The organism is Moritella sp. Urea-trap-13 (assembly GCF_002836355.1).
Lineage (GTDB): Bacteria > Pseudomonadota > Gammaproteobacteria > Enterobacterales > Moritellaceae > Moritella.
The window spans coordinates 591,572-617,236 of the sequence record NZ_PJCA01000031.1 but is presented as its reverse complement, the minus strand read 5'-3'; the positions used below and the strand labels follow the sequence as shown (position 1 = coordinate 617,236).

Sequence of the window (25,665 nt, the reverse complement as noted above, 5' to 3'; positions counted from 1 at the left end):
AGATAGGTTTATTCGCTGCATGAACCAAATAGTCTGGTTTTGAGGGGGATTAATAACCAGATTTGATACGGTTAACAAAAATAGTAAGGCTAAAATTAATTGGCATCCCTCTTGAAGATTAACACTCAGGTTACTTTAAGAGAGATGACAGAGATTAACTCATGTTGGTGATTACCACATTAAGTCATCTGGAATTTCGAAATCTGCGTACGGGTCGTCTTCGTCAACTTCTGTGGCAGTATTTTCGTTTAATACCAGCACATAGGCTTCATCAACAGCTCTAATCTTGTCTATTGCAATACCTGGCATTACATAAGATTTACCATCAAGCACACATAAACCGATTTGACCTTTGGTTAATGCATTATAGCTTGGTTGATCAACTGACAATGTTTTAACTTTATTATCAAGCACGTAGTTAAATGAAAGTTCACCGGCGAAATCAGTGATATGAAGCTGTTGAATCATTTGCTTCACTTTACCATGCTCAGATTTTAGCTCAATTTGTTCTTGAATCGCTTTATTACGCTCTGCATCTAATTGTGCTTGGGCATTTTTTTTTGCTTTGATCTCATCTTGCAAAGTCGTGTCGACATTTTGCTGGTTTTTACGCACCGCTTTATTGGTTTTATTCTTTTCTTTACGAATTTTTTTTGCTTTTTTTTCATCGCCTAAACCGGCTTTTAAAAGCTGTTCTTGTAATGATGCCATGTTTTTGAATTCCTATGATTTTCGTTTATGCGCGGATCATAGCAGTGTTAACTTTAATTCGCCAGATCCAAACAATGATAGCTATATTCATTGATTTTTAAGATCAAAAAAGGCGGTAATTAACCGCCTTTTTAACATTAATTTAGCTAATAAGCGTGATTATTGCTCAATGCCTGTAATTAACCATGGTGCGCTCGCTTGGGTTAAATCACGTTCTAAATGCCACACTTCATTGATGTCGGCTTCTACATCTTCATGACTATCACGATAGCGACCGTTAAACTTAACACTTACCTGTGAAAGTGATGCTGTTGATTCTGCACGTACTAACTCAGCGTCAAGGAACATAACCTCTGTATATTGCTCACCTTCAAGCTCTTTACGTTGAACACGGAGTTCATTGTATAGTTCGATAGACACATATTCTTGGATTGTTTCTAAATCGTTTTCATTCCAAGCTTTCTGTAACGTCTTGTAATGGCTACGAGCGCCAGTTAAGAAGTTAGTTAAATCAAAATCAGCGGGTAAGTTGAATGGTACGTCATTGCTTGAACCTGCAAAACCACCTTGCTTAGCTGAATTAAATGTTGCTTCAGGTTGTGCTTCTTGTCTAAACGCAGGACCAGATGCGGGCTGCGGTCCACCTTGCTGTGATGCCGCTTTAGCACGCATCATTCCCTTAAATAAGCGGAATAATAAGAAGGCAACACCGGCCATGATAATCATATCCATGAATTGGAAACCTTCAAAAGCGCCGCCGAACATAGATGCAATCAAACCACCCATAAGCAAACCACCAAGCATACCGCCTAGCATCCCTTTTTTGCTCATACCTGGTTTAGCAGGTGTCGCAGCTGCAGGTGTTTGTTTTTGTGGCGCTGTTTTATAGCTCTTACCAAAAGATTTACTACCACCAAATTTTTTCGCGTGAACTTCAGGTGCCGCTAATGAGAAAGCGAATACCATCATTAGAACAGTCAAAATATTTTTCATTATATCCCTTTAATTAATACATATGTCATATACATTTTTACGTAATGAGTATCATAGCAACGGTGTACTGTGCGTCAATTGCATTGGTTATTTTTTACATTAGTTGACATAAAATGTCCGATAGTTTGTTTTTTTTGATCAATAAAGTGTCCTACGCACAATTTGTTCCCATTAAATAATCGGATTAAAGGAAATGTAGTCGTTTGGATTTATTTTATGGTTATGGTTGCTGTTGTTAGCGCTATACTTATGTTTATAGAAATGATGACAGGTGACGCTTAGCCATCACTGTAATAACAAACTTGAGAGGTTCATCTTGATATTAACTAAAGTGATTACAATCTCCGCGATCATATCACTCTCATTAAGTGCTTATGCCAATGATGCTATTACACCTTATGTTGTGGGTGGTGTTGACAGTAAATCGTTAGAATTACCTTGGCAGGTATATTTAGAAATTAATAAAAATGGTGCTACATATGCGTGTGGGGGCACTCTGATCACAGATGATTGGGTTGTTACAGCTGCGCATTGTTTAAATGAAAGTGATAGTAGAACAGTATTTTCTCCCGTTAACATTAACCAAGTTACAGTTTACTCTGGCGGTATTGATAGAACGAGTAGTGGCAATATGTCAGGTAATGTAGTGACTGAGTTAATTGCTCATCCCGATTATGGACGAGTCGATGTTATCGGTGATATTGCATTGTTAAAATTATCCTTACCAGTGTCTTTACCGGCTCTTCCGATAAAACTAATGGATGATGACTCTCAAATTGATGCAGATATAGAATTTAATGCTGGGACAAGTAATAACCTTGTTGTTTCTGGATGGGGGAGAACATCTGCAGACCGAACACAAACAACTAATATTCTACAAAAAACGGTTGTGAATGGTGTAGATGATGATACCTGTGCATTGAATTGGCGTTTATTTGGCGTTGAATCGAAGTTTATTTGTGCTAACGCATATGATCGCGGTTCTTGTAACGGCGATTCCGGCGGTCCACTGATATGGCAAAATAAAAGTGCTCGAAGTGATAATGATCGCGGTTATCGGTTGGCTGGCGTTGTCAGTTTTGGTCTTTTAGATCAATGTGCAGATTACCAATATCCAGATGTTTACACTGAGGTAAATCATTACAGTGCCTGGATCAAAGCCAAGATTGAAGAAGTTGATATGCCTGGTACTTATCAATCGCCTGACTCTTCATTCACTCAAGATATCTTCTTGATGGAAGAAAGTACTCCGCCATCAGAAAGTACTCCGCCATCAGAAAGCAGTGGCGGGGGAATAAGTTATTCATTTGTGGTTTTATTAGCAGGATTCTTACTGCACCGCCGTAAGAATTGAAATAGAACGTCACCATATGTTTTATAAGGAAAGTAATATCATTAAGCCTATACTTACCCTATGAGGCATTATATATGGAGGGGTGAGTATGCTCATAAAGTCTAAACTTAAGTTCTTATCAAAACCGCTCGTGATCCTATCCTTGTTATTCGTTGAAGCTGTTAATGCTCAGCAATATACTTTACCAAGCGCTGGTTCGCGGCTGATAGGCGAACGTGTTCAGCATAAAGTACAAGTCGGTGATTATTTTCATTCTGTTTCAAAGCAATATAATATTGGACTGATAGCATTAATGGCGTCTAATCCAAGCGTAGATCCATTTTTACCATTACCAGGGACTAAATTAGACCTTCCGACGGTGATGCTATTGCCAGAAGTTGAACATAAAGGCATTGTCATTAATCTACCAGAACTGAGATTATATTACTTCCCTAAGAATACTAACAAAGTACATGTGTTTCCTGTTGGTATTGGTCGAGAAGGACGTGAAACCCCGCAGATGAAAAGTGTTGTTAAATTAAAGCTTAAAGATCCCGTTTGGACCCCCACACAAACAACGCGAGCCGAATATTTAGATAAACACAAAATGGTCCTACCGCGGGTTGTGCCTGCAGGAAAACATAATCCTTTGGGTAACTTTGCTTTGCAATTAGCTTACGGAAAAAGTAATTACCTGATTCATGGGACTAACTCAGATTTTGGTATAGGGATGCGTGTCAGTGCGGGCTGTATTCGAATGAACCCGGATGATATTGAGTGGTTATATAATAATGTTAAGGTTAATGAATCTGTAAGAATCATTAACCGACCGATAAAATTTACATTAGAACCAAATGGTGAACATTTATTGGAAGTACACTCTCCCTTGTCTTCAAAAACATTGAATAGGGACGTTGATGGAAGCAAGGTGATTAATTCGCTTAAAGATAATAATCGCGTGGATAGCAATACAGTTAAAGAAACGGTGTTACTACACTACGGCTTACCTATTAATGTCAGTATTTAACACTGTGTAGAATAACAATAAAAAGAAGGATTAAAGAAGATAGTCGATTTGAAGCAGATTCATTTAAGATAGATTAACAATAGCGATTGTTAATCTATCTTACGTTATATAAGTACTTATTTACTGTAGGATGCGGCTATATTGTCTATACGCGAATTAGCACGCTGCGCTTCTTCTTGGGCTTGCAGGGCTGCATCCGTCGCGGATTGTAGCTGTGATGCCATACCAGCATGTTCAGATTCTAAAGTTTGTACTTGAGCCGATAATTCACTGACTTCAGAGGTCAGGCTACCAACGCTCTTTTGTAGATCAGTTTTTTGTGCTTCAGCTTCGTTGCCGGCACAACCTCCAAGTAGTACTGATGTTGTAATAACACCTGCAATTAGTAATTTATTTTTCATTGAAATACCTCTTTTTTCTGTTAGTTCTTCAATATTCAAATATTTACCCGTATCGCAGTTAAGTATGTCAGAGATTTATCAATTTGCCACTTTGCTACACTATTAATCACTTACAGTTGCCTTTGTACAAAATTTTAGGCTCTCGTCGATCGGAAAAACAACCACCTCAATGTTCATCTGTCACACCGTAATAATACCAATTTTTCCTTAGGCTTAAAATTTAGGTGGTGACTGCGCAAGATGTTCTATGTCCCGGTGTAAAAGCGCTTCGTCGGCTAAATTTAACTGCACTAACCGGCGTAATTCTGAAATACTATTAATGTCAATGCGCGTACAGCGCATACCCAATACACATTCTTCATCATGAATAAGTTCGGCTTCCATAATGATCACTTGTTCAGGAGAAAGTTTAATTGATAATGTCATTAGTTGATTAATATCAAAAATGACATTTTTGGGTTTAGTACAAGAAAGTCCCCGTAAAGATAAATCGATTACATTTGTTGACCATTGATGCTCATTACATGTTAATGAAGCATCGTGGTTAAATAACACACGTTGAAATTGACGCTTATTTTTCATATTTGCACCTATAATTTAACTATATAACTTAATATTTTAGGCTAAAAAACAGCATTTTGCTGGTGGTTATATCGCAGAATTCAACTACTGTGGCGGTTATTATTTAGGCGAGTTTAGATTAATTCACAATAATGCAATATAATTGACCATACTAGTATAAATTAAAATAGAATATTCAAGTCGTAAATCATTGTTTAATTTGATTTATACCTGTTTATATTACTATTCATTGTAAATTATAATCCTTTAAAGTAGAGCTAGTTAGGTTAAACGGTATTGTTGCAAAAAAGTGCATAGTGTAAAGTGTCATAAACCAATAGTTGGTGCAGACTGACGAGTAATCCAAAATGCAGATTGAAGATTCATTTTTACCTATTTTAATTATCCGTAATGGACAAGTTAAGTCTTGTAATAAAGTGTTTTCAACATTGACTGGTCAGACCTCTACTGAGGTTGTTGACATGGAATTCAATGACTTATTGCATCTCGATGATAACGAAAACAGTATAAATACAAGTCAGTTATTTGATAATACTCGCGCAAGTGAAGCGGGGGTATTTGCTACTGGTGAGCTTGTAGATTGTAATTTTTATCATTTAAAGATCGAATTACATTGTAAAAAGCTAGACCATAACGAATTTAAGATCTGTTTTAAAGTCCTCGAAAATAAAGCCATTGATCCAATTTCTGGACTGCCTAATGGCTGGGCTATGACCGCTAGAGCGACACATTTGTTCAATACAGTTAACTCAGCGACGGCAAAAATGCGATTACTTGTCTTAAGTGTAGATAATTTTTCTACCATCAACTTTCGATATGGGTTTGATGCGGGCGATAATTACCTTGCTGTATTAGGCGGAAAATTAAAATCTGCAGTCGAGAATGATGGATTAGTCGTCCGTTTCTCTAATGCTCGCTACGGTATTTTACTTGAAAACCGACAGCATCTAGCGCTCGCCGATTTCAATGCGTATATCACCATGTTTTGCCAGGCATTGTGTGATTTATCTCGTAGTCCATTAATACTCAGCAATGGTATTACTGTGAATAAGTCCTTTAGTATCGGTATAAGCGGCGAGCACAGTGCATATGAAAGCTTTTTTGCGATGGAGATTGCAGCAGAAACAGCAATGAGAGAATCTGAACGTCACAGTAACTCTTATTACTCTTTTGCTAAGCCTGAACTGAAACCTAAATTGATGACCGATAAGCTCATTATTGATGAATTTCCGAATGCTATTGAGCAATCCTTAATTAAAATTCATTATCAACCACAATATGATCTCAGTAATAATAAATTGGTTGGATTTGAGGCGTTATCACGTTGGATACACAAAGACTTAGGCTATATTGCACCTGACGTGTTTATTCGGATTGCGGAGGAAATTGGTCTACACTTTGAATTGGATTTATGGGTATTTACCCAAGTTTGTAATCAGATCGTTAAATGGCAAGCAGAGTCTGTTTACCCGCCAAGGATAGCGATTAACATATCCTTCAAAACACTTGAAATGAATAATTTTGTGTCACGTCTTGCTGATATCATTGAATATTCAGGTTGTCCTAAACACTTACTTGAAATTGAAGTGACCGAAACAGCCTCTATCAGTAACATGATAACGTTAATCGATAATGTGAGAGCGGTAAAAGCACTGGGTATATACATCGCAATTGATGATTTTGGCACCGGTTATTCATCACTAAGTTTAGTTAGAACACTACGTTCATCCCTTGATACTTTAAAAATTGATCGTTCATTAGTTGCTGATATATGTTATTCAAAACTGGACCGTGAATTTGCGCGTAAAGTGATTGGTTTGGGTGAGGTATTGGAGGTAAAAGTACTTGCCGAAGGTGTTGAAACGCTAGCACAGCGCGACCTTTTACAACAACTGGGTTGTGATTACGCACAAGGTTATTATTTTGATAAAGCATTATCTAAACAAGATGCTGAAATTCTAATCATCAAACAAACCTGCGAGCAATCACACTATTAATAAACCCTGATATTTCCCGTTATTTATAAATATTAAGCAATGTTAGGATAATTTTCGATTTGTTACTGTCTGACTATAACAGCTAGATAAACAATGATTATTAGAGGTTATTCCTATGAACAGATATTTACTCGCCACCGTATTAACTACTAGTGCTTTAATTTCTCCAAGCCTTATGGCTGCAGACGTCAGTTTCCCTCATTTAGAAACAACAGGGATAGGGGAAATTATAACTTCGCCTGATATGGCTGTATTTTCAGTGCAAGTATCTGAAATTCGTAAATCGGCTAAAGAGGCCAAATCTGCAGTTGACGATGTCATTGCGGCTTTTAATAAACGCTTAGAAGATGAAGGTGTTGCACGAACTGATATTGAAAGTGCGAATATTATATTACGTCCAGAGTACCAGTATAAGAAAGACAGCAAACCTGAGCTTATAGGTTATCGAGCAAATCGTATCGTCAATGTTACCGTACGCGATTTAGATAAATTAAATAACTATTTAGATAGTGCGCTTGGTGATGGCATTAATAGTATTACCAATATTCAATTAAAAGTAAGTGATGAATCCAAATTTATTGAGCAAGCAAGACAAGCTGCTATAACAGACGCTAAAGAAAAAGCAGCATCGCTGGCAAAAGGTTTTGACGAAAAAGTAGAAGGTGTATGGAAGATAACATACAGAAACGCATCCCATCGACCTATGTTAATGCGCTCGATGGCAATGGATTCTACCGCTAATATTGAATCAACTTATCAAGATGCTCAAATTATTATGCGTGACCAGGTAGATGTTGTTTTTCGTCTTGAAGATTAACAATTAAAAATCAGCTATTACAAAAATGCCACACTCCTAGAGCGTGGCGTTTATTTTTATTATTTCATACTCATCTAATTAAGTTTTATAGCTTAATGGTTTAGTACTAATCGCTACATTGTCAAAGAAAGCTGTTGAATCACGATCTACAGCCCAATCGCTGCTGTTACCACCATGCCACAGCTGGAAGTATTGATAATTGATTGCGTATTTTCCGTTTTCTGAAAATGTCATATCTTTTTTATCAAGTACTTTAAAACCGTTTACGTAAATTGTCACAATACCATTCGCTTGATTCGCATCGTTCATTTTCACGTATTGCTCAATTAAATATGTTTTATCTCGTTGAAATGAAAAGTTTTTACCTTCATGTTGATAATCAATTTCATCACCACATGACTTTGTCTTATCTTGGTGATAGAAATAACCAATGGCACGGCCATCTTCACGGAACATCGAACGTAAGCTGAAACCTTCGTCTTCACCTATCGTTTTACAACCGTCTGGTTTAGCACTTACGTTTGGGTTTAATCCGGCTAAGCCAGGCATTTTACCACCCATAGAGAAGTCATAATCTTTACCAAATGTAATTTGATATGAGAAATATAACTCTTTAAATTCATTTAATTTTTTGCCTGCTGAAATCCCTTTTTTGTAATGGTCTTTAGGGTGAGTTATCGCTAACACCTTTGAACCATCTTTATCTAAAATATTGGCGCTACCAGTGATACTTTCCCATTCATTATTAAAGTCTGTGTCGAACATGTCTTCGGTGTATTCACCATTTGACCTGTGATCAAAATCAACATAGTCAAAAATTGCCGAGCTATTATAATCGATGCTTGGTACTACATCATGGATATTAGCTGGGTCTACAGGTTCAACTGGGTCTACAGGTTCAACTGGGTCTACGGGTTCAACTGGGTCTACAGGTTCAACTGGGTCTACAGGTTCAACGGGGTCTACGGGTTCAACTGGGTCTACAGGTTCAACTGGGTCTACAGGTTCAACTGGGTCTACAGGTACAACTGGAACTTCAGGTTCTACTGGTCCCGTTTGCGGTTCATCATTGCTACCACTACCACTACCACCACATGCAGTTAAAGCTAAGCTAGTAAGAATACACAGGAATATCTTTTTCAAATCTAAATTTCTCATTAATATATAAGTTACGGTAAAAGTGTTAGTTACTATCTTTTCACTTAATACTTTTACACAGGTAAAAAAATTGACCTTGTATAAACAAGGTCAATTTTAGATGATTATTTTGAAGTCTATTTTGTATAGCTAAGTGGTTGTGTACTTAGCGTAAAGTTGTCTAAATAAGCCGTTGAATTTCGGTCTACAGCCCAATCATTGCTGTTACCACCATGCCATAGCTGGGTATATTGATAATTGATTGCATATATACCATTTTCAGAAAATGTCATGTTTTTACGTTCAAGAACTTTAAAGCCATTTACGTAGATCGTTACAATGCCATTTGCTTGGTTCGCATCGTTCATTTTTACGTATTGCTCAATTAAATAAGTCTTTTCACGTTTGAACGAAAAGTTCTTACCTTCATGCTGATAATCAATTTCATCACCACATTTATTGGTTTTATCTTGATGGTAGAAGTAACCGATTGCACGGCCGTCTTCACGGAACATCGAACGTAAACTAAAACCATCGTCTTCACCGACAGAATCACAACCGTCAGGTTTAGCGCTTACATTAGAATTTAAGCCTGCTAAGCCAGGCATTTTTCCACCCATAGAGAAGTCGTAATCTTTACCGAACGTTATTTCATATGAGAAGTACAGTTCGTTAAATTCATTTAAATCCTTACCACCGGAAATGCCTTTTTTGTAATTATCTTTTGGATGAGTTACCGCTAACTGATTTGAGCCGTTTTTGTCAACGACATTAGCCTTACCTGTAACACTTCCCCATTCATTGTTAAAATCAGCATTAAACATACCGGAGGTATATTCGCCGTTTTGTTGGTTATCAAAATTTATATTATCGATAATACCCGGTGCGCTTTCATAATTGACGTATGGTACAACATCATGAATATTAGCTGGTTCTGTGGGTACGTCAGGTATCTCTGGTATTATAGGACCAGTCTGAGGACTATCATCGCTGCCACCACTACCACCACATGCAATTAAAAATGTACCAGTAAAAACGCAAAGTAATAATTTTTTCAAATGAACTCCAAACTCGTCGTTGTTTAATTTTCAAGCATACTAGCGGTAATAATCGTACAGTACAAGGTCACTTAGTCACCAGTACTGTAGCCTTAAAGTCGTAAGTCATTGGTTTGAATTTCTAAGTATTTGAAGATAAAGGGAGGAAATTATTTTAAAAATAAGTACAAATAAAAGTGTAAAATTCTATTTATGTGCTACCGAAAGGGTTTTATCTAGATATGATACTTATGTTAGCGGTAAACGCTGTTGCAGATAATGAATAGCTATTAGGGAGTAATTGCCAGTGTTGAACTAAATACGGGTTAATTTATAACGCGGAAAAAGGTGCCTTTTTATTTATTAGAAACATAGTGAGTTGGTATGATCGTTATAGATGGCTGTGTCATGATCGTTGGCGGAGGCTATAAAATGATGGGAGCAATTAATTGTAAATTAGCTTAACAAGGCTGGTGTATTAATTTATTAGAATAAATGACAACGGCAAGAACACCGTTATCATTCCTGAATATTTTAGAATTTGTAACTTGCAGCTACATATAAAGACCCTAAAACAACAGTGGTATCTGAGTAACTAAGGCCATTATCGATTTCAAATGCGTCACCTTCATAACCAGCTCGGAAGCTTACGCCAGCTAAAGCAGGTGGGGTATATTCTAAACCGGCACCAAAGCGAAGTGCTGTTGCATTGCTGTCATCAAGTGCTTTCATAGACTCATCTAGATCCAATGATGAAAGACCAATTGTAGCAAAAGGGCGTAGGCCATTTTCAAATGTGTAACCAAGATTAGCAGCTAAAGATACAGTTGTTGGAGACCACTCATATCCTTTTGTAAAATTATAAGCTAAAGGAGTCACATCACCATATTTTGTATATTGAGCTTCAATAGCTACAATACGATTAAATTGGTAACCAGCTAAAAATTTTACTGTACCGCCATCGGTATCGCTGTTAAATGAATAGCCATTAGTATCAGTGCTAATTTCAGTTGAACCAACACCAGCACCAATGTAGAAACCAGAAACGTCTTGATTTGCTTGAACATTTACAGATAATGCGATTGCAGTTAGCGCGCCTAATAGAGTTATAGTTTTCATGATTAACCTTTGTTTAATAATATATTTTATAGCGATAATTATAAAGCTAATGAAATATAAAACAATGAAACGAGTTGTTAGTCTTGTAAGTGAATGTAAGTAAGTGTAAACCTTTTTACTATAGGACAATTCCGGCTTATTTTTTATTAGTTCTAATTAATGAATATATTTTACCACTGCCACGATAAATCAATAACGACAATAGAATTAAACTGCAGCCAACGAATTTTGTTAATCCCATACTTTCGTCATACCAAAGCATACTTAAAATAACAGTCCATACAGGTTCCAAGATCATAATGATTGCTGCATTCGCGGTTGTGGTATTTTTCTGTCCCGCAGTTTGTAACGCATAACGTAAACTTGTCGCAATCAATACACTCATCGCTAACCATCCCCAAGTTTCCATGCCAATTGTTGCAGGCCAAGTTTCTGTAAATAATGAAATGAATACACCCAATACACCGGTGACAAATAACTGAATACAAGTAAGGACTAATGTTGGTATCTTTTGGGAAAAATGACTATTTAAATTGAAATGTATCGCCAGCATAAGTGCTGCAAGTACGAACCAAATTTGACTGCCTGACAATGACCAAGTGCTACCTTGAGATAAATATATCAACCCTATAATTGCGAATGGCAATGAAAACCAAAATATGCGAGGAGGACGGTTTTTAAAAAACAGCCAAGTAACGATAGGAGCGAAAAGCATAGAAAGGCTCATGATAAATGCACCTTCGCCTAATGAGTCACTTTGTGAAATAGCATAGATCCAAAGTAATATTGCAGAGCCGAGAAAGCAGCCAACACTAGAAGCTCCAATTAAAGAACGACGATCTATTGATAAAAGTCCATGGTAACAAAATGGCAGCAGTATTAACGAAGCAAGGATAAACCTTAGCCCTATAAAACCCGAGCTGGGTAAAACTTGAATTGCTTCTCTGGAAAATATCCAACCTGCAGAAGCAAGAAGTGTCGTGATCACTAATATAAAATCGGCTCTGTGATTGTTGCTCATTTTATCCCTAAAAACATGTTTTGAATTACCTAATTAAGTAATAAGTATTCTATCGCTATTTCCGTCATGTTCCCATTAAAGCTCTTAGTTAATAGTTAAATAATAAGTTTCTAAATGTCGTATTTATATCGGGAATACAAAGTCATAAGTACTGTCTTATTCTCTATTTTTACAAAGTAGTAATAATCAATGTCGTCATTACGCTATTGTTTAGTGTTTAATTGAGGAAATAGCCGACATTTAATCGATAATGGATATCACAAGGTTAACTATAACTAATTGTAATTAAAGGGTATTTATATATTTTGATAAAGTAGAGTCATATTTTTACGAGGGGGGAATAAAGGCTGTATTTATGTACAGTATTTATTGTTTTACAGATACACACCTAATGCCAAGGAATATAGCATGATTCTGGCTTATTTATGCGTCATTCAATATTAACTAATTAGGTGTTATCCCATTGATAATAAAGTGTTATATCTGTTTTGTTTGAAATATAAACGTGCGCTGTGTGAAATGTAAATTTTAGTATGGATAATGACAGCTAAAATTTAAAATAAGGGCCTAAAAGTAGGGTGTTTCCAAGAGCTTAAAATTTAACGTAGATAGCCACTTATCTGTTAATTCATAATGAAATTAATTTTGGGGACTTATTTACTAACCTTAATAAGCTTGTTGAAACTCAATTTAGAATTTTTTTGGATCAACTTTTGAATTCATTTATACATTAAATTCACCTTTAAATATAATCAATCTGGGGATGCCTGTATTTCTTTATTTCGTATAATGACCGTTAAACGAAATAAAGTACTTGATATAATAGGTTTTTCATGGTGAATATTAAGTGGGTTAACTATTACATGACAAATTTAACTATTTATAAAATTTATTAGTTAAGTTTTAATTCCACTGTGACACTATAATGATCAAGTTGGTCGGTGTCTTCTTTGATTCATTTTCTGAATTTTTAATGAGTAAGTAATTATGCTATTATGTATTCAATTTATTCCTATTTTAAAATAAATAGGTTTTTGTTAACTCATAGACTCAATGGTAAAAACATGAAGATTAAACCGGATGCAACCAGAAAGAACAGCACGATAAGAATGTACGAAGACTTGCTAGAAAAACTAGAGACCATAAGCGACCAATGTAATGTTTCAAAAAGTCAGTTTGTCGAAGGTATGCTTGCAGATGTTTTTGAGCATGGCATGAATAATCTATTGCTGGGGACGGGGATTATTACCGTACACCTAAGTAATAAGATCACGCGAAAGCATGCTGAAAATGTGTTATTGGAAAACTATCCCAAAATTAAAAACACACTGTATGTCGAGACGGATAATGATGATACTGAAATCACTGTTAACTTAAATGGTAATGAGTTTAGTCATGATGATGTAAGCTGTATGTTTCATGCCACGCTAAACGAAATGGTTTTGCTAATAGATGGCTAATGACTAGATTTGTAATTGAATATTTGATTTATAGATTGCTAATAACTTTAGAGCAGTTGTTAGCAACAATGTTATTGAGCAGCTGGGAATTGTAAAGGCGAGCTGTATTGCGATGCCCAGTCTCGAAGAATATGTAATTAACTATACGTGTTGTTTATATTATTTTTCCTTATCGAAATGACTACAGCAATAGCTACTATATCCAATCATTATGTATTGGTCATGGTTTCTAATCTTTCTCTGAATTCTCTTACTGTCGCAAATTTATTATTTACACCACGAGTATAGAGCTCGACCATTCTTAATGTTTTCCATCTACCAGCGCGCATCACTAATGAGTCATCAAAACCGGCACTAATAAGATCGCAAGATGCACCAACTCGAGCTGAGTGACCACTAAATGGTCGTTCGGGTAAATCGATATGCTGTTCGAAACTGATAGACTGATTATAGGCAGTTATTGAATGCCAGGTATTAGCAAACACCAGTTCAACAGTTTTGGTTGATATCGGTTTGTCGTATGGATTCGGACTATATTCACTTGGTTTTAACGTTTCTAATTTACCGCCGCGGGGGGTAACGCGCTTAAACAAATATTGACCGCTATGTACTGATACCTTTTGTAAATACAAAGGCAGTAATTTAGAGGTGAATTTGCTTAAATGTACAATAGAACCATCTAATGATTTATCTGTTTTAGAGTTAGTAATGTTGATGTTATACAGGCCATTCACTTTTTGGATTTGGTCGATAAATAGATTACAGGCTTCACTTTCACGTAATAAACCGTCATAACAAAAATTCAGTAATAACGCATTGCGTATAGAGATCAGCGAATTTGTATCGAGTTGGTCATTTACAAATTTCAAATGATCATAAGAAAATGCAACGGCTTGTTTACGCTTTACACCAAGTTTTACCTCTTGTTTCGATATTATCTTCAATCGAGCGGTAATAATCGTTTTGAAATAAGGGATCTCTAAACCGGCTAAACTGTGTATTTTTGAAACCGCCCAAGCATAAATGCGTAGTGTTTGGGCTTTGCATCCACGTTCATTTTCTTTTATTAGAAAAGATTCGAGTACTGTCGCGTCTTGAAGGGGTAAGGGGATCACGTTATGAGTAAGGCAATAATCATTAAATTTACTTACATGGAAATGTAACGACTTTAAGGTATTTTCTTCTAACTGTTCCTTACGATCACTAAACCTAATCAGGTTTTCAATGTGTTCTTCGTTTAGATGTCTAGACGAAACTATCGAGTTATTACTTATATTTATCAATGCTTTAGGCATTATCCATCCAAGTCTGTAAAATGATCTTAATGATTAACAGAGTAATTATAACATTAACAACTGTATATGCAAACAGTATTAATTACTTGTTTTATCGTGCGCTACGTGAAATCTGAGCGGGTGTTGTGAATCCTAGCTAGTATATTTCACGTAGCGTCACCTAAATCATTAATTCATAACCTTATTATCGAACAAAAAATAGCCAGAAGAGAGCATTGTGGAGTTAATAACGGTTTTAGCATAACAGCCAGATAATCATAGTTATGTTAGAGTAGAGTTCAACGGACATTTTTATCGTAAAGGAAAACAACATTGTGAATGATGCCAGTGTAGAAAATAACGTTATTGATGAACATGCGAAGCTTTTGGTCTCAAGCTATTATAAGTTAACCGGTAAAAACTTGATTGAAGATAACCCGTTAAAAATCGGTATCGCTGAAGCTTTGTTTAATACTAATTTAGTTGTTGTGTCGCATGGTAACGAATTAGATCCTATATTTAATTATGGGAATAAATCCGCATTACAGGCATTTGAATTGAGTTGGTCTGACTTTACTTCATTACCATCACGGCTGTCGGCTAAACCACTAGATCGGAATGAAAGAGAGGATTTACTCGCACGAGTCACCAAGTTTGGTTTTATTGATGATTATCGTGGTTTACGTATTTCCTCGACAGGCAGAATATTTTGGATCGAAGGCGCAACAGTCTGGAATGTGATTGATGAAGATGGTGTAAATCACGGCCAAGCAGCAATGTTTAACCTATAGACTTATTAAATAAGACCCTGTAATATCTATGCAAATTCAGGCGTAGTATGTAAATTTAGTGTCTAAAAGTAGACCTAATACTGTTCTGTTTTCCCTTCGTATAACCCCAATGATATGGATTGGGGGTCTCTACCAGGAACCATTAATTCCTGATTACGAAGAGTTTAGTACATCAGTACTTTTCTCTTTGTAGCATTTTTTTCTTATTAAAGAGAAGTACTTAATAACATTTATTAGGAACTTAATCATGAAACAATTTATCCAATTTTTGCCAAAAGTAGAGCTTCACTTACATATCGAAGGTACCCTTGAACCTGAATTAATGTTTGAACTTGCTGCACGTAATAATATTGAAATCCCATTCAACTCATTTGCCGAAGTGAAAGACGCATACAGTTTCCATAACCTCCAGTCGTTTTTAGATATTTACTACCAAGGAGCCAACGTACTCATCACCGAACAAGACTTTTTTGATCTTACTTGGGCTTACTTACTGCGCTGTAAAAACGATAATGTTGTGCATACTGAAGTATTCTTCGATCCGCAAACACACACCGATCGTGGCATTAGTTTTGATACCGTCGTTAATGGTATTGATAAAGCATTAACTAAAGCGGCAAAAGAACTCGATATTAGCAGTCAGTTAATCATGTGTTTTTTACGTCATCTGGATGAAGAGTCGGCATTTATTACTTTAGATCAGGCCCTTGGACATAAGGACAAGATTATTGCTGTCGGTTTAGATTCGTCAGAAAATGGTAATCCAGCCAGTAAGTTCGAGCGTGTATTTGAAAAGTCATTGAGTGAAGGTTTTTTAACTGTCGCTCATGCAGGTGAAGAAGGGTCTGCGAGTAGTATTCGCGATGCTTTAGAACTGTTGAAAATAACCCGAATCGATCATGGTGTACGCTGTTCAGATGATGATGATTTTGTAAGCGAGTTAGCTAAACTAAGAATGCCACTGACTGTTTGCCCGCTATCTAACATTAAGTTAAAAGTGTTTAAACATATGACCGAACATAATATTGTTGAGCTTTTGCGTAAAGGTGTATGCGTCACGATCAATTCTGATGATCCTGCATACTTTGGTGGTTATATGACTGACAACTTTATGGCTGTTGGGGAGGCGCATATTATGACTAAATCTGAAATTGCCCAATTTACTTTCAATGCTATTGAAGCCAGTTTCATTTCAGACCTTGAAAAAGAACGATTAATTGCGATGAATAAAGCCTATTTAGCACTAAATATGTAATCTTACCCCGTAAAAGTGCCGTTTTTACGGGGTAGGAGTTAAAGCTGTATGTATATACAGTATTAACTGTAGTTACGTGAAATCGATACTTATCTTCTTAAAACCAATCTTTTGTGCGTTTGCAGCTGCAGAATCAATCGTCTTGAATGCCCGTGGTGTGTTTGATTCTTCACGCTGAGAGGTCATCACATGCACATTTTTATTGGTTGTTTGTGCAATGAGGATATAGCCATTCATTAAAGGGGCTCGTCTTACTGTTATCTTTTTAAGACCGCCATTATCAAACAAAACCTTTAATTCTTTAAGTTCCAAGCTAATTAACCTCTATAAATGCCGTTAAATTACAGGTCATATTGTACAATCAAAACCCCATTTTTAACAATCAAATTCGTAATTTGATTGCATAAACATGTTCAGTTTTAGTAGTTTTTAAGGATATTTTTGGCATGTAAGTATTAGTTTTTAGAAAATAAAAAAAGCCCAATCAATATTATTGACTGGGCTTTTTATCTTTAAAATTATATTTTTAAAGATAAGTTGTAAACATTAGTCGTTTAACTGCTTAGTTACTAATACAGCTTCTTTACTGTAATCTTTTATTTCACCAGATTGAACGCGAGCAATAAAAGATTGTAGCTCTTTTTTCACCACCGGCATTAAGAAATACAAACCGATAATATTGAAGATAGACATTGCAAAGATAGCGGCATCAGAGAAGTCGATAACAGCACCAAAGCTAACACTTGCGCCGACTACAACAAAACAACAGAACATAATTTTGTATACAAGCTCTGTCGTTTTACCTTCGCCGAACAGGTAAGTCCATGCTTTAAGTCCATAATAAGACCATGAAATCATAGTAGAAAAAGCAAACATAACCACAGCTACAGCGAGTACGTATTGGAATATATCTGCTGTTTCGGTAAATGCAGCGGCAGTTAGTGTCACACCACTAAGTTCGCCATTATTCATACCTGAAATTGTGATAACTAAGGCTGTCATTGTACAAATAACAACAGTATCAATAAATGGTTCGAGTACAGAAACCAAACCTTCAGTGATTGGTTCTTTGGTTTTTACTGCCGCATGGGCAATCGCAGCAGAACCTACACCGGCCTCATTTGAGAATGTCGCACGCTTCATTCCTTGGATTAATGCACCAACAAAACCACCTGCAACACCGGCACCGGTAAAGGCACCATCAATGATTTGACCAAATGCATCACCAATCATAGAGGCGTTAGATATCAGCACAATAACTGACATACCGACATATAATAGCGCCATCGTAGGAACAAGCTTACCAGTCACTTTTGCAATGGATGGCATGCCACCGATAATAACAGATGCAACCATACACGCTAGAATAACACCCGTTACCCAACCATAACCCTCAGGTAGACCTAAAGTTTGCACTATCATCGCATTCGCTTGGTTACCTTGGAACATGTTGCCACCACCAAGCGCGCCTAGAATCGTCATGATAGCAAAACCTACAGCGAGAAATTTACCTAAATTTGTAAAACCACGTTCTTTTAAGCCTTTGCTCAGGTAATACATTGGACCACCTGATACGTCACCATTGGGTAGTTGATTACGATACTTAACACCAAGGGTACATTCACAAAACTTAGACGCCATACCTAACAGACCGCAAAGGATCATCCAGAAAGTTGCACCGGGACCACCAATAGCTAGGGCAGCACCAACACCGGCGATATTACCCAGTCCGACGGTACCAGACAGTGCCGTAGTTAATGCTTGGAAATGGGTAACCTGTCCTGGTTCATCTTTGTTCGGGTCTGTGAAGTCACCTTTAACGATCTTAACCGCTAAACCAAAGCGTTTGAATTGCACAAAACCGAAGTAGAATGTGAAAATAATAGCGGCGATGAATAACCAGCCAACGATGATGGGGAAGTTTGTCCCATTAACAGGGACTGATGTGAAAATTGTATTTGCGAACCAGCTGAGGTTTTCGTTAAAAAACTGATCCACAGCTTTATCAAATCCAACTTGTTCACTGGCGGCAAAAGCCGAAGAGGTAAACATGCTTAACATTACGACAATGTAGCGACTAATCTTTGTGATCATATTCAATTCCATCCATGATTTATCTAATATAAGCGACACACAATAGAATAATTCACTATTCAGCACTGTATTTCCCGCTCCATGGCAAAATAAATTAACAATATATTAAGATTAACTCAACAACCACTAAGGTGTTTATTTAGTGGTTTATATTTCTAATGTTTTATAGTTAAGTAAATTGAACTGATTTAACTGAGTAGATTAGGTTTAATATGTCGATAAAGTGTCTTTTGTCGGATTATATGTGATTAATATTTATCATTAACGATCTGTTAACGTTATCACCTTTTATCAGCATAATACTCTATAGGAGTTAGCTATTTTAGTGGTAGATACTTAGTAAGGGGTAGGTGCGAAATGCGATTTTTTAGCCTTGAATATGAATAATGTAGCTGAGAATGTAGCGTTCGTAGAAGGCCCTGTCGCTAAGTTCGCATCTGTAGGGCCAATTGAATCTGTGTACTTTTTGGATTTAGAAGCTATCGGCACACATCTTGATAAAGCTGATCCGCTAGCTGTTTGATGGTATTTCCTTTTGCGTGCGTATGCGCGAATGTACGTAAACCATATATACCCATCATCAGATAGTGCGCGCGTAAATCCGCATTTCGTTCGCTGACAATTTCTTTTTGATCAATAGCCTGTTGTAAGACGTGAGTAATAGCCAACTGCCAGTTAGCTAGGTGTTGTGTGATAATGCTATGTACTTCTTCATCTTGTTCCGCAATTTCATTCAGCGCCTTAGTCAGTAAGCAAGCACGAGAAGTATCGCAGCTCTGACATTCTAAAACGAGATTATCCAAATAGGCTTTAAGCTCAGTTAGCACTGGTCGTTTACCGGTAAAGATAGCGGTGAATTCAGCATTTCTATCTAGGCGATATTGCTCTAAAGCGGCGAGAAGTAGGCCTCGTTTATTTTCGAAAGCGCAATAGATAGAACCAGGGTGTAAACCTGTAGCCAGTTTCAGATCTTGCATACTGGTCTTGCCGTAACCTTTATCCATGAAGGAGGTCATTGCAGATCTCAGTACTTTTTCTCTATCAAATTCTGCAATACGCATGGCTAGTCATTCACTCTTATTAAGACTCTTGGTATCTGAGTCATGTTGTGCAATATGATTATTATAATCAATTTTGAACGTTTATTCAAAAATAGTTCTTGAATGATCATTCAAGAAAGGCTATCTTGAACGTGCATTCAATAATGATTGTCTATTATCCGTAACACATATACAGAGGCCGCTATGACAGCTAACTTATTCCAAACTTATGTACTTAATAAGACTTTATCTTTGAAAAATCGCATTCTCATGGCGCCGCTGACTCGTTGTATGGCTGATGATGAATTAGTCCCGACACAAGATATGGCTGACTATTATGGTCGTCGAGGTGAAGCTGGCTTAATTATTTCTGAAGCAGTGATCATTCGACCTGATGGTCAAGGTTATCCAAATACCCCTGGTATTTTTTCGCCAGCACAGATTGACGGCTGGAAAACGGTTACGGATGCGGTTCATAAAAACGGCGGCAAAATTTTTGCACAGCTTTGGCACACAGGCCGTGTAGCACATCCACACTTTTATCAAGCAACTGGTAGCCAAGATGTCATGGCGCCTTCAGCTGTAGCTGTTGAAGGCACTGTACCTAGAATGCGTGAGCTGACTTATAAGATACCTAAAGCTGTAACGGTTGAAGATATAGCACAGCTAGTAAGTGATTATTCTCAAGCTGCTGCTAACGCTATCGATGCCGGTTTTGATGGTGTTGAGATCCACGGCGCTAACGGTTATTTAATCGACCAATTCTTACATCATGACAGTAACCGTCGTAGTGATGAATATGGCGAGACACCTGAAAACATGTCGCGTTTTGCACTTGAAGTGATTGATGCTGTCGTTGCCCGTATTGGTAATGACAGAACGGCACTACGTGTATCACCTGGCGCATACTTTAATATGGCTGGTGACAGTCGTGACCGTGCTGTATTCGATTATCTTGTACCTGAGCTTGAAAAACGTGATTTAGCTTTCCTACATATTGGTGTTTTCGATGACGCAATGGAATTTGACTATTTAGATGGCCGCGCTTCAAGTTATGTACGTAGCATATATAACAAGACGCTAGTGGGTGTGGGTAGTTTTACCGCTGAAGCGGGTAGTAAAGCAATTGCAGATGACAAATTTGATCTGCTTGCGATAGGCCGACCGTTTATTGCCAACCCTGATTATGTTGAACGTGTTCGCGATGGTAAAGAGCTAATTGAATACTCAGATACTATGTTGACTAGTTTGGTTTAAGGTTAAGCACTTTTATTGTAGATAGTAATAACTGTAACTTTAGATATAAACAAAAAAAGGGTTAGCATTGTACTAGCCCTTTTTGTATTAAAGCGTTTGTTCGAGCCATTGTTTAGGTGATATACCCAGTTTCTTCTTAAATACTCTCGCTAGCGCGGAGCCATTTTCATAACCCACGGCATTCGCGACAATCGCCACCGGCTTGTTTTGTTGTAATAGCCCTTTGGCAACAATAATACGCCAATCAATTATATAGTCGCCTGGACTTTGACCTACCGTCCGCTTAAATACATCGGCAAACTTTGATCGAGACATAAGCGCGAGCGCAGCCATGTCCTCTAACCCCCATTGCCTTTCTGGCGCGTCGTGTATAGCTAACAATACCTTCGATACTTGTGGGTGGGCTAAGCCTGCCAGCAGACCATGCTGCATGATGTTGTTATCAATAACATGTCGCAGCACGTAAATAATAAAGATGTCCGTCAGGGAGTTAATCATCGGCAGGCGACCGCTATCTTCATTAAATGCCTCTTCAAACAACCACTGCGCCGTTTTCATTAACGCTGCGTTTTCACTGAGTTTGAAGCACAGTAATCTTGGCAATGCATCGGCAATCGGATTCGATGTATTTTCATTATAAATGATGTTGGCACAAACCAATTTCGGGGGATTATCTTTGCTGGCAATCACACGGTGCGCATGCTGCGTAGGAAAAAACATCACGGTTGGCTCGTCAATTAAATGCGAAACGCCTTGTTCATCAACGATAGTGATCTCGCCACTCTGCAGTAAATGCAAATGACCTTTGTTGGGCTCGCGATTGAAATTAGAAATGCCACATAGATTACCGGTAAAAAATACGTCGGTATTCATTGAGAAGCGCTGAAGAATGACTGATAACGGATCCATTATGACCTCATATAAACGGTTTGGACGATTGGGTTCAATATTAGGACTATGTCATCCCTTTAGGTTTATTGAAAGCAGTATATTTATATCCAAGGAAGACAGCCTTCAAAGACGTAGATAGATAACACTGCGCTTTTGATAAATTATTTGATTACTTATTAAAAATAATAAACGGAGAATATTATGAAGCTTTCAACATTTGTAAAATCAACATTCATGACTACAGCACTGCTAGCAAGTAGCCTCACTTTTGCAGCAAACATCGAAGTTAACGCCAACAGTAACGATATCGCAATTAGTGGTTACGATACTGTGTCTTACTTTACAAAAGGTATGCCAACGAAAGGGTCTAACGATTTCACCGCCGCTTATAATGGCGCTATTTATCAATTTTCATCTGCAAGTAACCGTGATTTATTCAAAGCTGACCCAAGTAAATACGCACCTCAATACGGCGGGTTTTGCGCTATGGGTGTCGCATTGAATCAGAAATTAGATACAGATCCGACTGCTTGGCATATTCGTGGCGATAAATTGTATTTGAACTACAACAAGACTGTGCAGAAAAAATGGAACACAGATATCCCTGGTTATATCGAAACAGCACAAGTTAATTGGATTGATATTAAAGGCTTAACGGAAGAACAAATCGAAATCGTATACGACTAAGGAAGTATCATGAATAACAAATTATTAGTAAGCGCTGCATTGGCGGCTGTTATGTCTACTGGCGTTATCGCATCGGCTGAAGCGGCAAGTAAAAAAGAAAAGTGTTATGGGGTCGCGAAAGCAGGTCAAAACGATTGTGCCAACTTGGCTGGTACACATTCATGTGCGGGGCAATCAAGCCTGAGTGATGATAAAGGTGAATGGAAACTGGTGACCAAAGGCACTTGTTCAACACTGGGTGGATTATCAAAGAAAGAAGCCAAGAAAATATATTTAGCTTCTAAATAAGAGCGTGGAGAATATTATGTCGGTAAAGAGTGCGGTACTTAGCTCGGAACATGGTTCTAAACAGAGTCCCAAACATAGCGAAGATATATTGGTAAACAATAGCGATATATTAGTGGGTGTTGGATTAAGGCATCCACACTTTACCGACATACTTACTTCTCCTAAGGAAATTGACTTTGTGGAAGTCCATTCAGAGAATTTTTTCGGCCAAGGGGGCGCTGCATTATCTGTGCTTCAACAGGTAAGAGCAACATACCCTGTTAGTTTACATTCAACATCGATGGGACTTGGTTCATTTGCTGATATCCCTGCTAGCTATTTAGCACGTTTAAAGCAATTAACTCAAACGATTGACCCTTTTCTAATGTCCGAACATGCTTGCTTTACGTGGGGGCACTTGCAAGGGCAATTGATACATAGCGGTGACTTATTAGCCATCGCACACACGCACGACAATCTAAAGCGTATGTGTGAACAGGTTGACAAAGTCCAAACCTACTTGGGACGTCAACTGATTATTGAAAATGTGTCAGCTTATGTGCAATTTGATGAAAGTGATCTATCAGAGGCTGCGTTCTTAACACAATTGTGTAAACAAACAGGCGCTAAAATACTGTTAGATATTAATAACATTGCAGTTAATAGCTTAAATTTTGAAGGTGGAGATATTCAAACATCTGTCGCGGATTATATAAATGAATTACCAGTAGATAGCGTAGCGCAAATACATCTTGCTGGTTGCAGCGCTGTAGCTGATGGTCAAATGGTCATTGACGATCACGCACGTCCTGTTTCTGATGACGTTTGGCAAGGCTATCGTCAAGCATTAACACGTTTTGGTGCTGTGCCAACATTGATTGAATGGGACTCGGATTTACCAACATGGTCAGTATTAGTTGGCGAAGCAAAAAAGGCACGTGATATAGCTAATGCTGTATTAGGTACTAATGCACAAGAGCATGTGTTGGGAGTTAATTATGAATGATATATTTGCAATAAAATCGCCTAGTAATGAACAGCAACAACTATTGGATGTTATTTGGAATGACGATCTTTCAACTGAGCTGTTTTCAACTAAAAAGCATAGATTTAACGCACAAGGCATAAACATTTATCGTCGTAACTTACTCGCTAATGCTCAGCGCGCACTCTCTATTACTTTTCCAACGGTGTTTGAATTACTTGATAGTGATGTAAGCGCAGCTTTGGTTAAACAGTTTTTGCAAACATCACCTCCAAAGCAAGGTGATTGGGCGCAATGGGGAAGTGAGTTTGCTAATTTTATCACTGCAAGCTATGTATGTGAGGATTATCCATATCTTACTGATTGTACTTCTTTGGATTGGTCTGTTCACTGTGCGCTACACGGCAGTGATCAAACTTTCAATCAAGGTTCGTTAGAGATACTAGGGCGCTGTGAACCCGAACATATATTTATAGCGTTTAATCACAATGTGCAATTGATTAAAACGTCTTTTCCAATTGCTGAAATTTTTGATGCTCATCATCATGAAAATGAAAACCAACGTAAAGCTGCATTGAATAATGCCAATCAATACTTATCGTCAGCGCTGGTGGATCATCTAGTCATGATCTATCGACCTGAATTTCAACCTCACGTAGCCAGGTTAACCAGTAGTGAAGGGCGTTTTACTCAGTCTTTAATAGACGGGTATTCACTTGCTCAGTCACTTGATGCCATAAATGGCAACGATGGTAAAGAATATGGAGAAGAACATGTTCCTGATTTTTCATTTCAGCCTTTTCCGTTTCAAGATTGGCTACTTAACGCGATAGAAAACAATTTAATTCATTATTTCAAAGAGAGTCACTCATGAACAATTCAAATTCACTATTGTCATCAGCTCATCAAGTCTATCGACGTGCAGCTGCAAAGGTGAGTATGCTAGAACCTATCACGTTATTGGCTGCTCGTGTCTATGTTGGTTGGGCATTCTTCTCATCGGGGTTAACAAAGTTAAAAAATTGGGACAGCACGTTATTTTTGTTTGAAGAAGAATATAACGTGCCATTATTACCTTATGAACTGGCAGCTTATTTAGGCACTGCTGCCGAGATAATTTTACCTTTATTGTTAATGGCCGGACTGGCGAGTCGCTTCTCTGCGTTAGGCTTATTTTTCGTTAATATTGTTGCTGTTATCAGCTTAGAAGACATCGCGGCGGCTGCATATGCTCAGCATGTATTGTGGGGAACGTTATTGTTACAAGTCGTGACCTTTAGCGGAGGACGTTTTGCATTGGATCATGTTATTAAGAGCAAGCTAGTCAAAGGTGAAATGCTGCAACAGAAATCAGTTGATACAAAAATACCAACAACCTAGCTAATAGTTTTAGCGTAATCGTCACTAAACAGTCCTTGTAACTGACTACAGAGCGTTTATACGATTATGCTATTGCATTGTGCTGGCAGTTAATTATTGTCTAAAATAG

Annotated in this window: 26 protein-coding genes and 1 riboswitch; of the genes, 13 read left to right on the top strand and 13 right to left on the bottom strand. The window is 37.5% G+C overall.

Annotation, left to right across the window (positions count from 1 at the left end; translation table 11 throughout):
- Nucleotides 1-171: 171 nt before the first annotated feature.
- Nucleotides 172-711 carry a DUF2058 domain-containing protein gene (locus CXF93_RS10745; RefSeq protein ID WP_101062513.1) on the bottom strand — a complete coding sequence of 180 codons (540 nt, stop codon included), beginning with the start codon at nucleotides 709-711 and terminating at the stop codon, nucleotides 172-174.
- Nucleotides 712-870: 159 nt separating this feature from the next.
- Nucleotides 871-1,704, bottom strand: coding sequence for a Tim44 domain-containing protein (locus CXF93_RS10740; RefSeq protein ID WP_101062512.1), 834 nt, complete (start codon nucleotides 1,702-1,704; stop codon nucleotides 871-873).
- A gap of 316 nt (nucleotides 1,705-2,020) precedes the next feature.
- Here CXF93_RS10740 and CXF93_RS10735 point away from each other — a divergent pair, with 316 nt between their 5' ends.
- Nucleotides 2,021-3,058, top strand: coding sequence for a trypsin-like serine protease (locus CXF93_RS10735; protein ID WP_232784174.1), 1,038 nt, complete (start codon nucleotides 2,021-2,023; stop codon nucleotides 3,056-3,058).
- 88 nt (nucleotides 3,059-3,146) lie between these two features.
- Nucleotides 3,147-4,064, top strand: coding sequence for a L,D-transpeptidase family protein (locus CXF93_RS10730; RefSeq protein ID WP_101062511.1), 918 nt, complete (start codon nucleotides 3,147-3,149; stop codon nucleotides 4,062-4,064).
- 116 nt (nucleotides 4,065-4,180) lie between these two features.
- Here CXF93_RS10730 and CXF93_RS10725 read toward each other — a convergent pair whose 3' ends face one another.
- Together CXF93_RS10725 and CXF93_RS10720 are read right to left on the bottom strand one after the other, a co-directional pair.
- Nucleotides 4,181-4,465 carry an Lpp/OprI family alanine-zipper lipoprotein gene (locus CXF93_RS10725; RefSeq protein ID WP_101062510.1) on the bottom strand — a complete coding sequence of 95 codons (285 nt, stop codon included), beginning with the start codon at nucleotides 4,463-4,465 and terminating at the stop codon, nucleotides 4,181-4,183.
- Between the two features lie 213 nt (nucleotides 4,466-4,678).
- Nucleotides 4,679-5,047, bottom strand: coding sequence for a PilZ domain-containing protein (locus tag CXF93_RS10720; protein ID WP_101062509.1), 369 nt, complete (start codon nucleotides 5,045-5,047; stop codon nucleotides 4,679-4,681).
- Nucleotides 5,048-5,394: 347 nt separating this feature from the next.
- Here CXF93_RS10720 and CXF93_RS10715 point away from each other — a divergent pair, with 347 nt between their 5' ends.
- The gene (locus CXF93_RS10715) at nucleotides 5,395-7,044 is read left to right on the top strand and encodes a bifunctional diguanylate cyclase/phosphodiesterase (protein ID WP_101062508.1); all 1,650 of its coding nucleotides are present in this window, start codon (nucleotides 5,395-5,397) and stop codon (nucleotides 7,042-7,044) included.
- A gap of 115 nt (nucleotides 7,045-7,159) precedes the next feature.
- On the top strand, nucleotides 7,160-7,861 hold the full coding sequence (locus CXF93_RS10710; protein WP_101062507.1) for an oxidative stress defense protein: 702 nt from the start codon (nucleotides 7,160-7,162) through the stop codon (nucleotides 7,859-7,861).
- A 78-nt stretch (nucleotides 7,862-7,939) separates the two neighbouring features.
- Here the strand turns inward: CXF93_RS10710 and CXF93_RS10705 are convergent, their stop codons facing one another.
- The 4 genes from CXF93_RS10705 to CXF93_RS10685 all read right to left on the bottom strand — a co-directional run bounded on the left by CXF93_RS10705 (nucleotide 7,940) and on the right by CXF93_RS10685 (nucleotide 12,175).
- The gene (locus tag CXF93_RS10705; RefSeq protein ID WP_232784173.1) at nucleotides 7,940-9,004 is read right to left on the bottom strand and encodes a polysaccharide lyase; all 1,065 of its coding nucleotides are present in this window, start codon (nucleotides 9,002-9,004) and stop codon (nucleotides 7,940-7,942) included.
- Nucleotides 9,005-9,135: 131 nt separating this feature from the next.
- Nucleotides 9,136-10,056 carry a polysaccharide lyase gene (locus CXF93_RS10695; RefSeq protein WP_101062506.1) on the bottom strand — a complete coding sequence of 307 codons (921 nt, stop codon included), beginning with the start codon at nucleotides 10,054-10,056 and terminating at the stop codon, nucleotides 9,136-9,138.
- A 513-nt stretch (nucleotides 10,057-10,569) separates the two neighbouring features.
- Nucleotides 10,570-11,154, bottom strand: a complete 585-nt coding sequence (locus CXF93_RS10690) for a porin family protein (protein WP_101062505.1) — start codon at nucleotides 11,152-11,154, stop codon at nucleotides 10,570-10,572.
- Between the two features lie 136 nt (nucleotides 11,155-11,290).
- The gene (locus tag CXF93_RS10685) at nucleotides 11,291-12,175 is read right to left on the bottom strand and encodes a DMT family transporter (protein ID WP_101062504.1); all 885 of its coding nucleotides are present in this window, start codon (nucleotides 12,173-12,175) and stop codon (nucleotides 11,291-11,293) included.
- Between the two features lie 1,064 nt (nucleotides 12,176-13,239).
- Between CXF93_RS10685 and CXF93_RS10680 the strand changes: the two genes are divergently transcribed.
- Nucleotides 13,240-13,635, top strand: coding sequence for a hypothetical protein (locus CXF93_RS10680; protein WP_101062503.1), 396 nt, complete (start codon nucleotides 13,240-13,242; stop codon nucleotides 13,633-13,635).
- A 209-nt stretch (nucleotides 13,636-13,844) separates the two neighbouring features.
- On the opposite strand, the gene CXF93_RS10675 is transcribed toward CXF93_RS10680, so the two are convergent.
- A complete protein-coding gene (locus tag CXF93_RS10675) occupies nucleotides 13,845-14,930 on the bottom strand; it encodes a tyrosine-type recombinase/integrase (RefSeq protein WP_101062502.1) in 1,086 nt (361 codons plus the stop codon).
- Between the two features lie 314 nt (nucleotides 14,931-15,244).
- Between CXF93_RS10675 and CXF93_RS10670 the strand changes: the two genes are divergently transcribed.
- Complete coding sequence (locus CXF93_RS10670) at nucleotides 15,245-15,700, top strand: MEKHLA domain-containing protein (RefSeq protein WP_101062501.1); 456 nt, start codon at nucleotides 15,245-15,247, stop codon at nucleotides 15,698-15,700.
- A 76-nt stretch (nucleotides 15,701-15,776) separates the two neighbouring features.
- A riboswitch (purine riboswitch) is annotated at nucleotides 15,777-15,876 on the top strand.
- 71 nt (nucleotides 15,877-15,947) lie between these two features.
- Nucleotides 15,948-16,955 carry an adenosine deaminase gene (locus tag CXF93_RS10665; RefSeq protein WP_101062500.1) on the top strand — a complete coding sequence of 336 codons (1,008 nt, stop codon included), beginning with the start codon at nucleotides 15,948-15,950 and terminating at the stop codon, nucleotides 16,953-16,955.
- A gap of 72 nt (nucleotides 16,956-17,027) precedes the next feature.
- Here the strand turns inward: CXF93_RS10665 and CXF93_RS10660 are convergent, their stop codons facing one another.
- The 3 genes from CXF93_RS10660 to CXF93_RS10650 all read right to left on the bottom strand — a co-directional run bounded on the left by CXF93_RS10660 (nucleotide 17,028) and on the right by CXF93_RS10650 (nucleotide 20,110).
- Entirely contained in the window at nucleotides 17,028-17,267 is a 240-nt protein-coding gene (locus CXF93_RS10660; protein WP_101062499.1) for a plasmid replication protein RepB, read from the bottom strand.
- 234 nt (nucleotides 17,268-17,501) lie between these two features.
- Nucleotides 17,502-19,049, bottom strand: coding sequence for a sodium:alanine symporter family protein (locus CXF93_RS10655; RefSeq protein ID WP_101062498.1), 1,548 nt, complete (start codon nucleotides 19,047-19,049; stop codon nucleotides 17,502-17,504).
- 479 nt (nucleotides 19,050-19,528) lie between these two features.
- Nucleotides 19,529-20,110 (bottom strand): TetR/AcrR family transcriptional regulator, encoded by a 582-nt coding sequence (locus CXF93_RS10650; RefSeq protein WP_198551644.1) that lies wholly within the window; start codon nucleotides 20,108-20,110, stop codon nucleotides 19,529-19,531.
- 183 nt (nucleotides 20,111-20,293) lie between these two features.
- On the opposite strand from CXF93_RS10650, the gene CXF93_RS10645 reads away from it, so the two are divergent.
- Nucleotides 20,294-21,346 carry an alkene reductase gene (locus CXF93_RS10645; RefSeq protein WP_101062497.1) on the top strand — a complete coding sequence of 351 codons (1,053 nt, stop codon included), beginning with the start codon at nucleotides 20,294-20,296 and terminating at the stop codon, nucleotides 21,344-21,346.
- 87 nt (nucleotides 21,347-21,433) lie between these two features.
- Here the strand turns inward: CXF93_RS10645 and CXF93_RS10640 are convergent, their stop codons facing one another.
- A complete protein-coding gene (locus tag CXF93_RS10640) occupies nucleotides 21,434-22,255 on the bottom strand; it encodes an AraC family transcriptional regulator (RefSeq protein ID WP_101062496.1) in 822 nt (273 codons plus the stop codon).
- Nucleotides 22,256-22,438: 183 nt separating this feature from the next.
- Here CXF93_RS10640 and CXF93_RS10635 point away from each other — a divergent pair, with 183 nt between their 5' ends.
- Genes CXF93_RS10635 through CXF93_RS10615 form a run of 5 tightly spaced genes read left to right on the top strand, consistent with a single transcriptional unit; the run spans nucleotide 22,439 to nucleotide 25,556 of the window.
- Nucleotides 22,439-22,924 (top strand): YHS domain-containing (seleno)protein, encoded by a 486-nt coding sequence (locus tag CXF93_RS10635; RefSeq protein ID WP_101062495.1) that lies wholly within the window; start codon nucleotides 22,439-22,441, stop codon nucleotides 22,922-22,924.
- Nucleotides 22,925-22,933: 9 nt separating this feature from the next.
- Nucleotides 22,934-23,212: a DUF2282 domain-containing protein gene (locus CXF93_RS10630; protein ID WP_101062494.1), complete on the top strand. Its 279-nt coding sequence runs from the start codon at nucleotides 22,934-22,936 to the stop codon at nucleotides 23,210-23,212.
- 16 nt (nucleotides 23,213-23,228) lie between these two features.
- Nucleotides 23,229-24,197 (top strand): DUF692 family multinuclear iron-containing protein, encoded by a 969-nt coding sequence (locus CXF93_RS10625; protein ID WP_232784172.1) that lies wholly within the window; start codon nucleotides 23,229-23,231, stop codon nucleotides 24,195-24,197.
- On the top strand, nucleotides 24,190-25,050 hold the full coding sequence (locus CXF93_RS10620) for a DNA-binding domain-containing protein (RefSeq protein WP_232784171.1): 861 nt from the start codon (nucleotides 24,190-24,192) through the stop codon (nucleotides 25,048-25,050). The genes CXF93_RS10625 and CXF93_RS10620 overlap by 8 nt, the downstream gene beginning before the upstream one ends.
- Nucleotides 25,047-25,556, top strand: a complete 510-nt coding sequence (locus CXF93_RS10615; protein ID WP_101062492.1) for a DoxX family protein — start codon at nucleotides 25,047-25,049, stop codon at nucleotides 25,554-25,556. The genes CXF93_RS10620 and CXF93_RS10615 overlap by 4 nt, the downstream gene beginning before the upstream one ends.
- The last annotated feature ends 109 nt before the right edge of the window (nucleotides 25,557-25,665 follow it).

Excerpts from the sequence above, each read along its gene's own strand:
- CXF93_RS10710 (WP_101062507.1), top strand. The coding sequence starts at position 7,160 with ATGAACAGATATTTACTCGCCACCGTATTAACTACTAGTGCTTTAATT.
- CXF93_RS10615 (WP_101062492.1), top strand. The coding sequence starts at position 25,047 with ATGAACAATTCAAATTCACTATTGTCATCAGCTCATCAAGTCTATCGA.
- CXF93_RS10620 (WP_232784171.1), top strand. The coding sequence starts at position 24,190 with ATGAATGATATATTTGCAATAAAATCGCCTAGTAATGAACAGCAACAA.
- CXF93_RS10635 (WP_101062495.1), top strand. The coding sequence starts at position 22,439 with ATGAAGCTTTCAACATTTGTAAAATCAACATTCATGACTACAGCACTG.
- CXF93_RS10740 (WP_101062512.1), bottom strand. The coding sequence starts at position 1,704 with ATGAAAAATATTTTGACTGTTCTAATGATGGTATTCGCTTTCTCATTA.
- CXF93_RS10745 (WP_101062513.1), bottom strand. The coding sequence starts at position 711 with ATGGCATCATTACAAGAACAGCTTTTAAAAGCCGGTTTAGGCGATGAA.
- CXF93_RS10690 (WP_101062505.1), bottom strand. The coding sequence starts at position 11,154 with ATGAAAACTATAACTCTATTAGGCGCGCTAACTGCAATCGCATTATCT.
- CXF93_RS10675 (WP_101062502.1), bottom strand. The coding sequence starts at position 14,930 with ATGCCTAAAGCATTGATAAATATAAGTAATAACTCGATAGTTTCGTCT.
- CXF93_RS10640 (WP_101062496.1), bottom strand. The coding sequence starts at position 22,255 with ATGGATCCGTTATCAGTCATTCTTCAGCGCTTCTCAATGAATACCGAC.
- CXF93_RS10685 (WP_101062504.1), bottom strand. The coding sequence starts at position 12,175 with ATGAGCAACAATCACAGAGCCGATTTTATATTAGTGATCACGACACTT.
- CXF93_RS10625 (WP_232784172.1), top strand. The coding sequence starts at position 23,229 with ATGTCGGTAAAGAGTGCGGTACTTAGCTCGGAACATGGTTCTAAACAG.
- CXF93_RS10715 (WP_101062508.1), top strand. The coding sequence starts at position 5,395 with ATGCAGATTGAAGATTCATTTTTACCTATTTTAATTATCCGTAATGGA.
- CXF93_RS10720 (WP_101062509.1), bottom strand. The coding sequence starts at position 5,047 with ATGAAAAATAAGCGTCAATTTCAACGTGTGTTATTTAACCACGATGCT.
- CXF93_RS10645 (WP_101062497.1), top strand. The coding sequence starts at position 20,294 with ATGACAGCTAACTTATTCCAAACTTATGTACTTAATAAGACTTTATCT.
- CXF93_RS10630 (WP_101062494.1), top strand. The coding sequence starts at position 22,934 with ATGAATAACAAATTATTAGTAAGCGCTGCATTGGCGGCTGTTATGTCT.
- CXF93_RS10680 (WP_101062503.1), top strand. The coding sequence starts at position 13,240 with ATGAAGATTAAACCGGATGCAACCAGAAAGAACAGCACGATAAGAATG.
- CXF93_RS10655 (WP_101062498.1), bottom strand. The coding sequence starts at position 19,049 with ATGATCACAAAGATTAGTCGCTACATTGTCGTAATGTTAAGCATGTTT.
- CXF93_RS10725 (WP_101062510.1), bottom strand. The coding sequence starts at position 4,465 with ATGAAAAATAAATTACTAATTGCAGGTGTTATTACAACATCAGTACTA.
- CXF93_RS10730 (WP_101062511.1), top strand. The coding sequence starts at position 3,147 with ATGCTCATAAAGTCTAAACTTAAGTTCTTATCAAAACCGCTCGTGATC.
- CXF93_RS10665 (WP_101062500.1), top strand. The coding sequence starts at position 15,948 with ATGAAACAATTTATCCAATTTTTGCCAAAAGTAGAGCTTCACTTACAT.
- CXF93_RS10650 (WP_198551644.1), bottom strand. The coding sequence starts at position 20,110 with ATGCGTATTGCAGAATTTGATAGAGAAAAAGTACTGAGATCTGCAATG.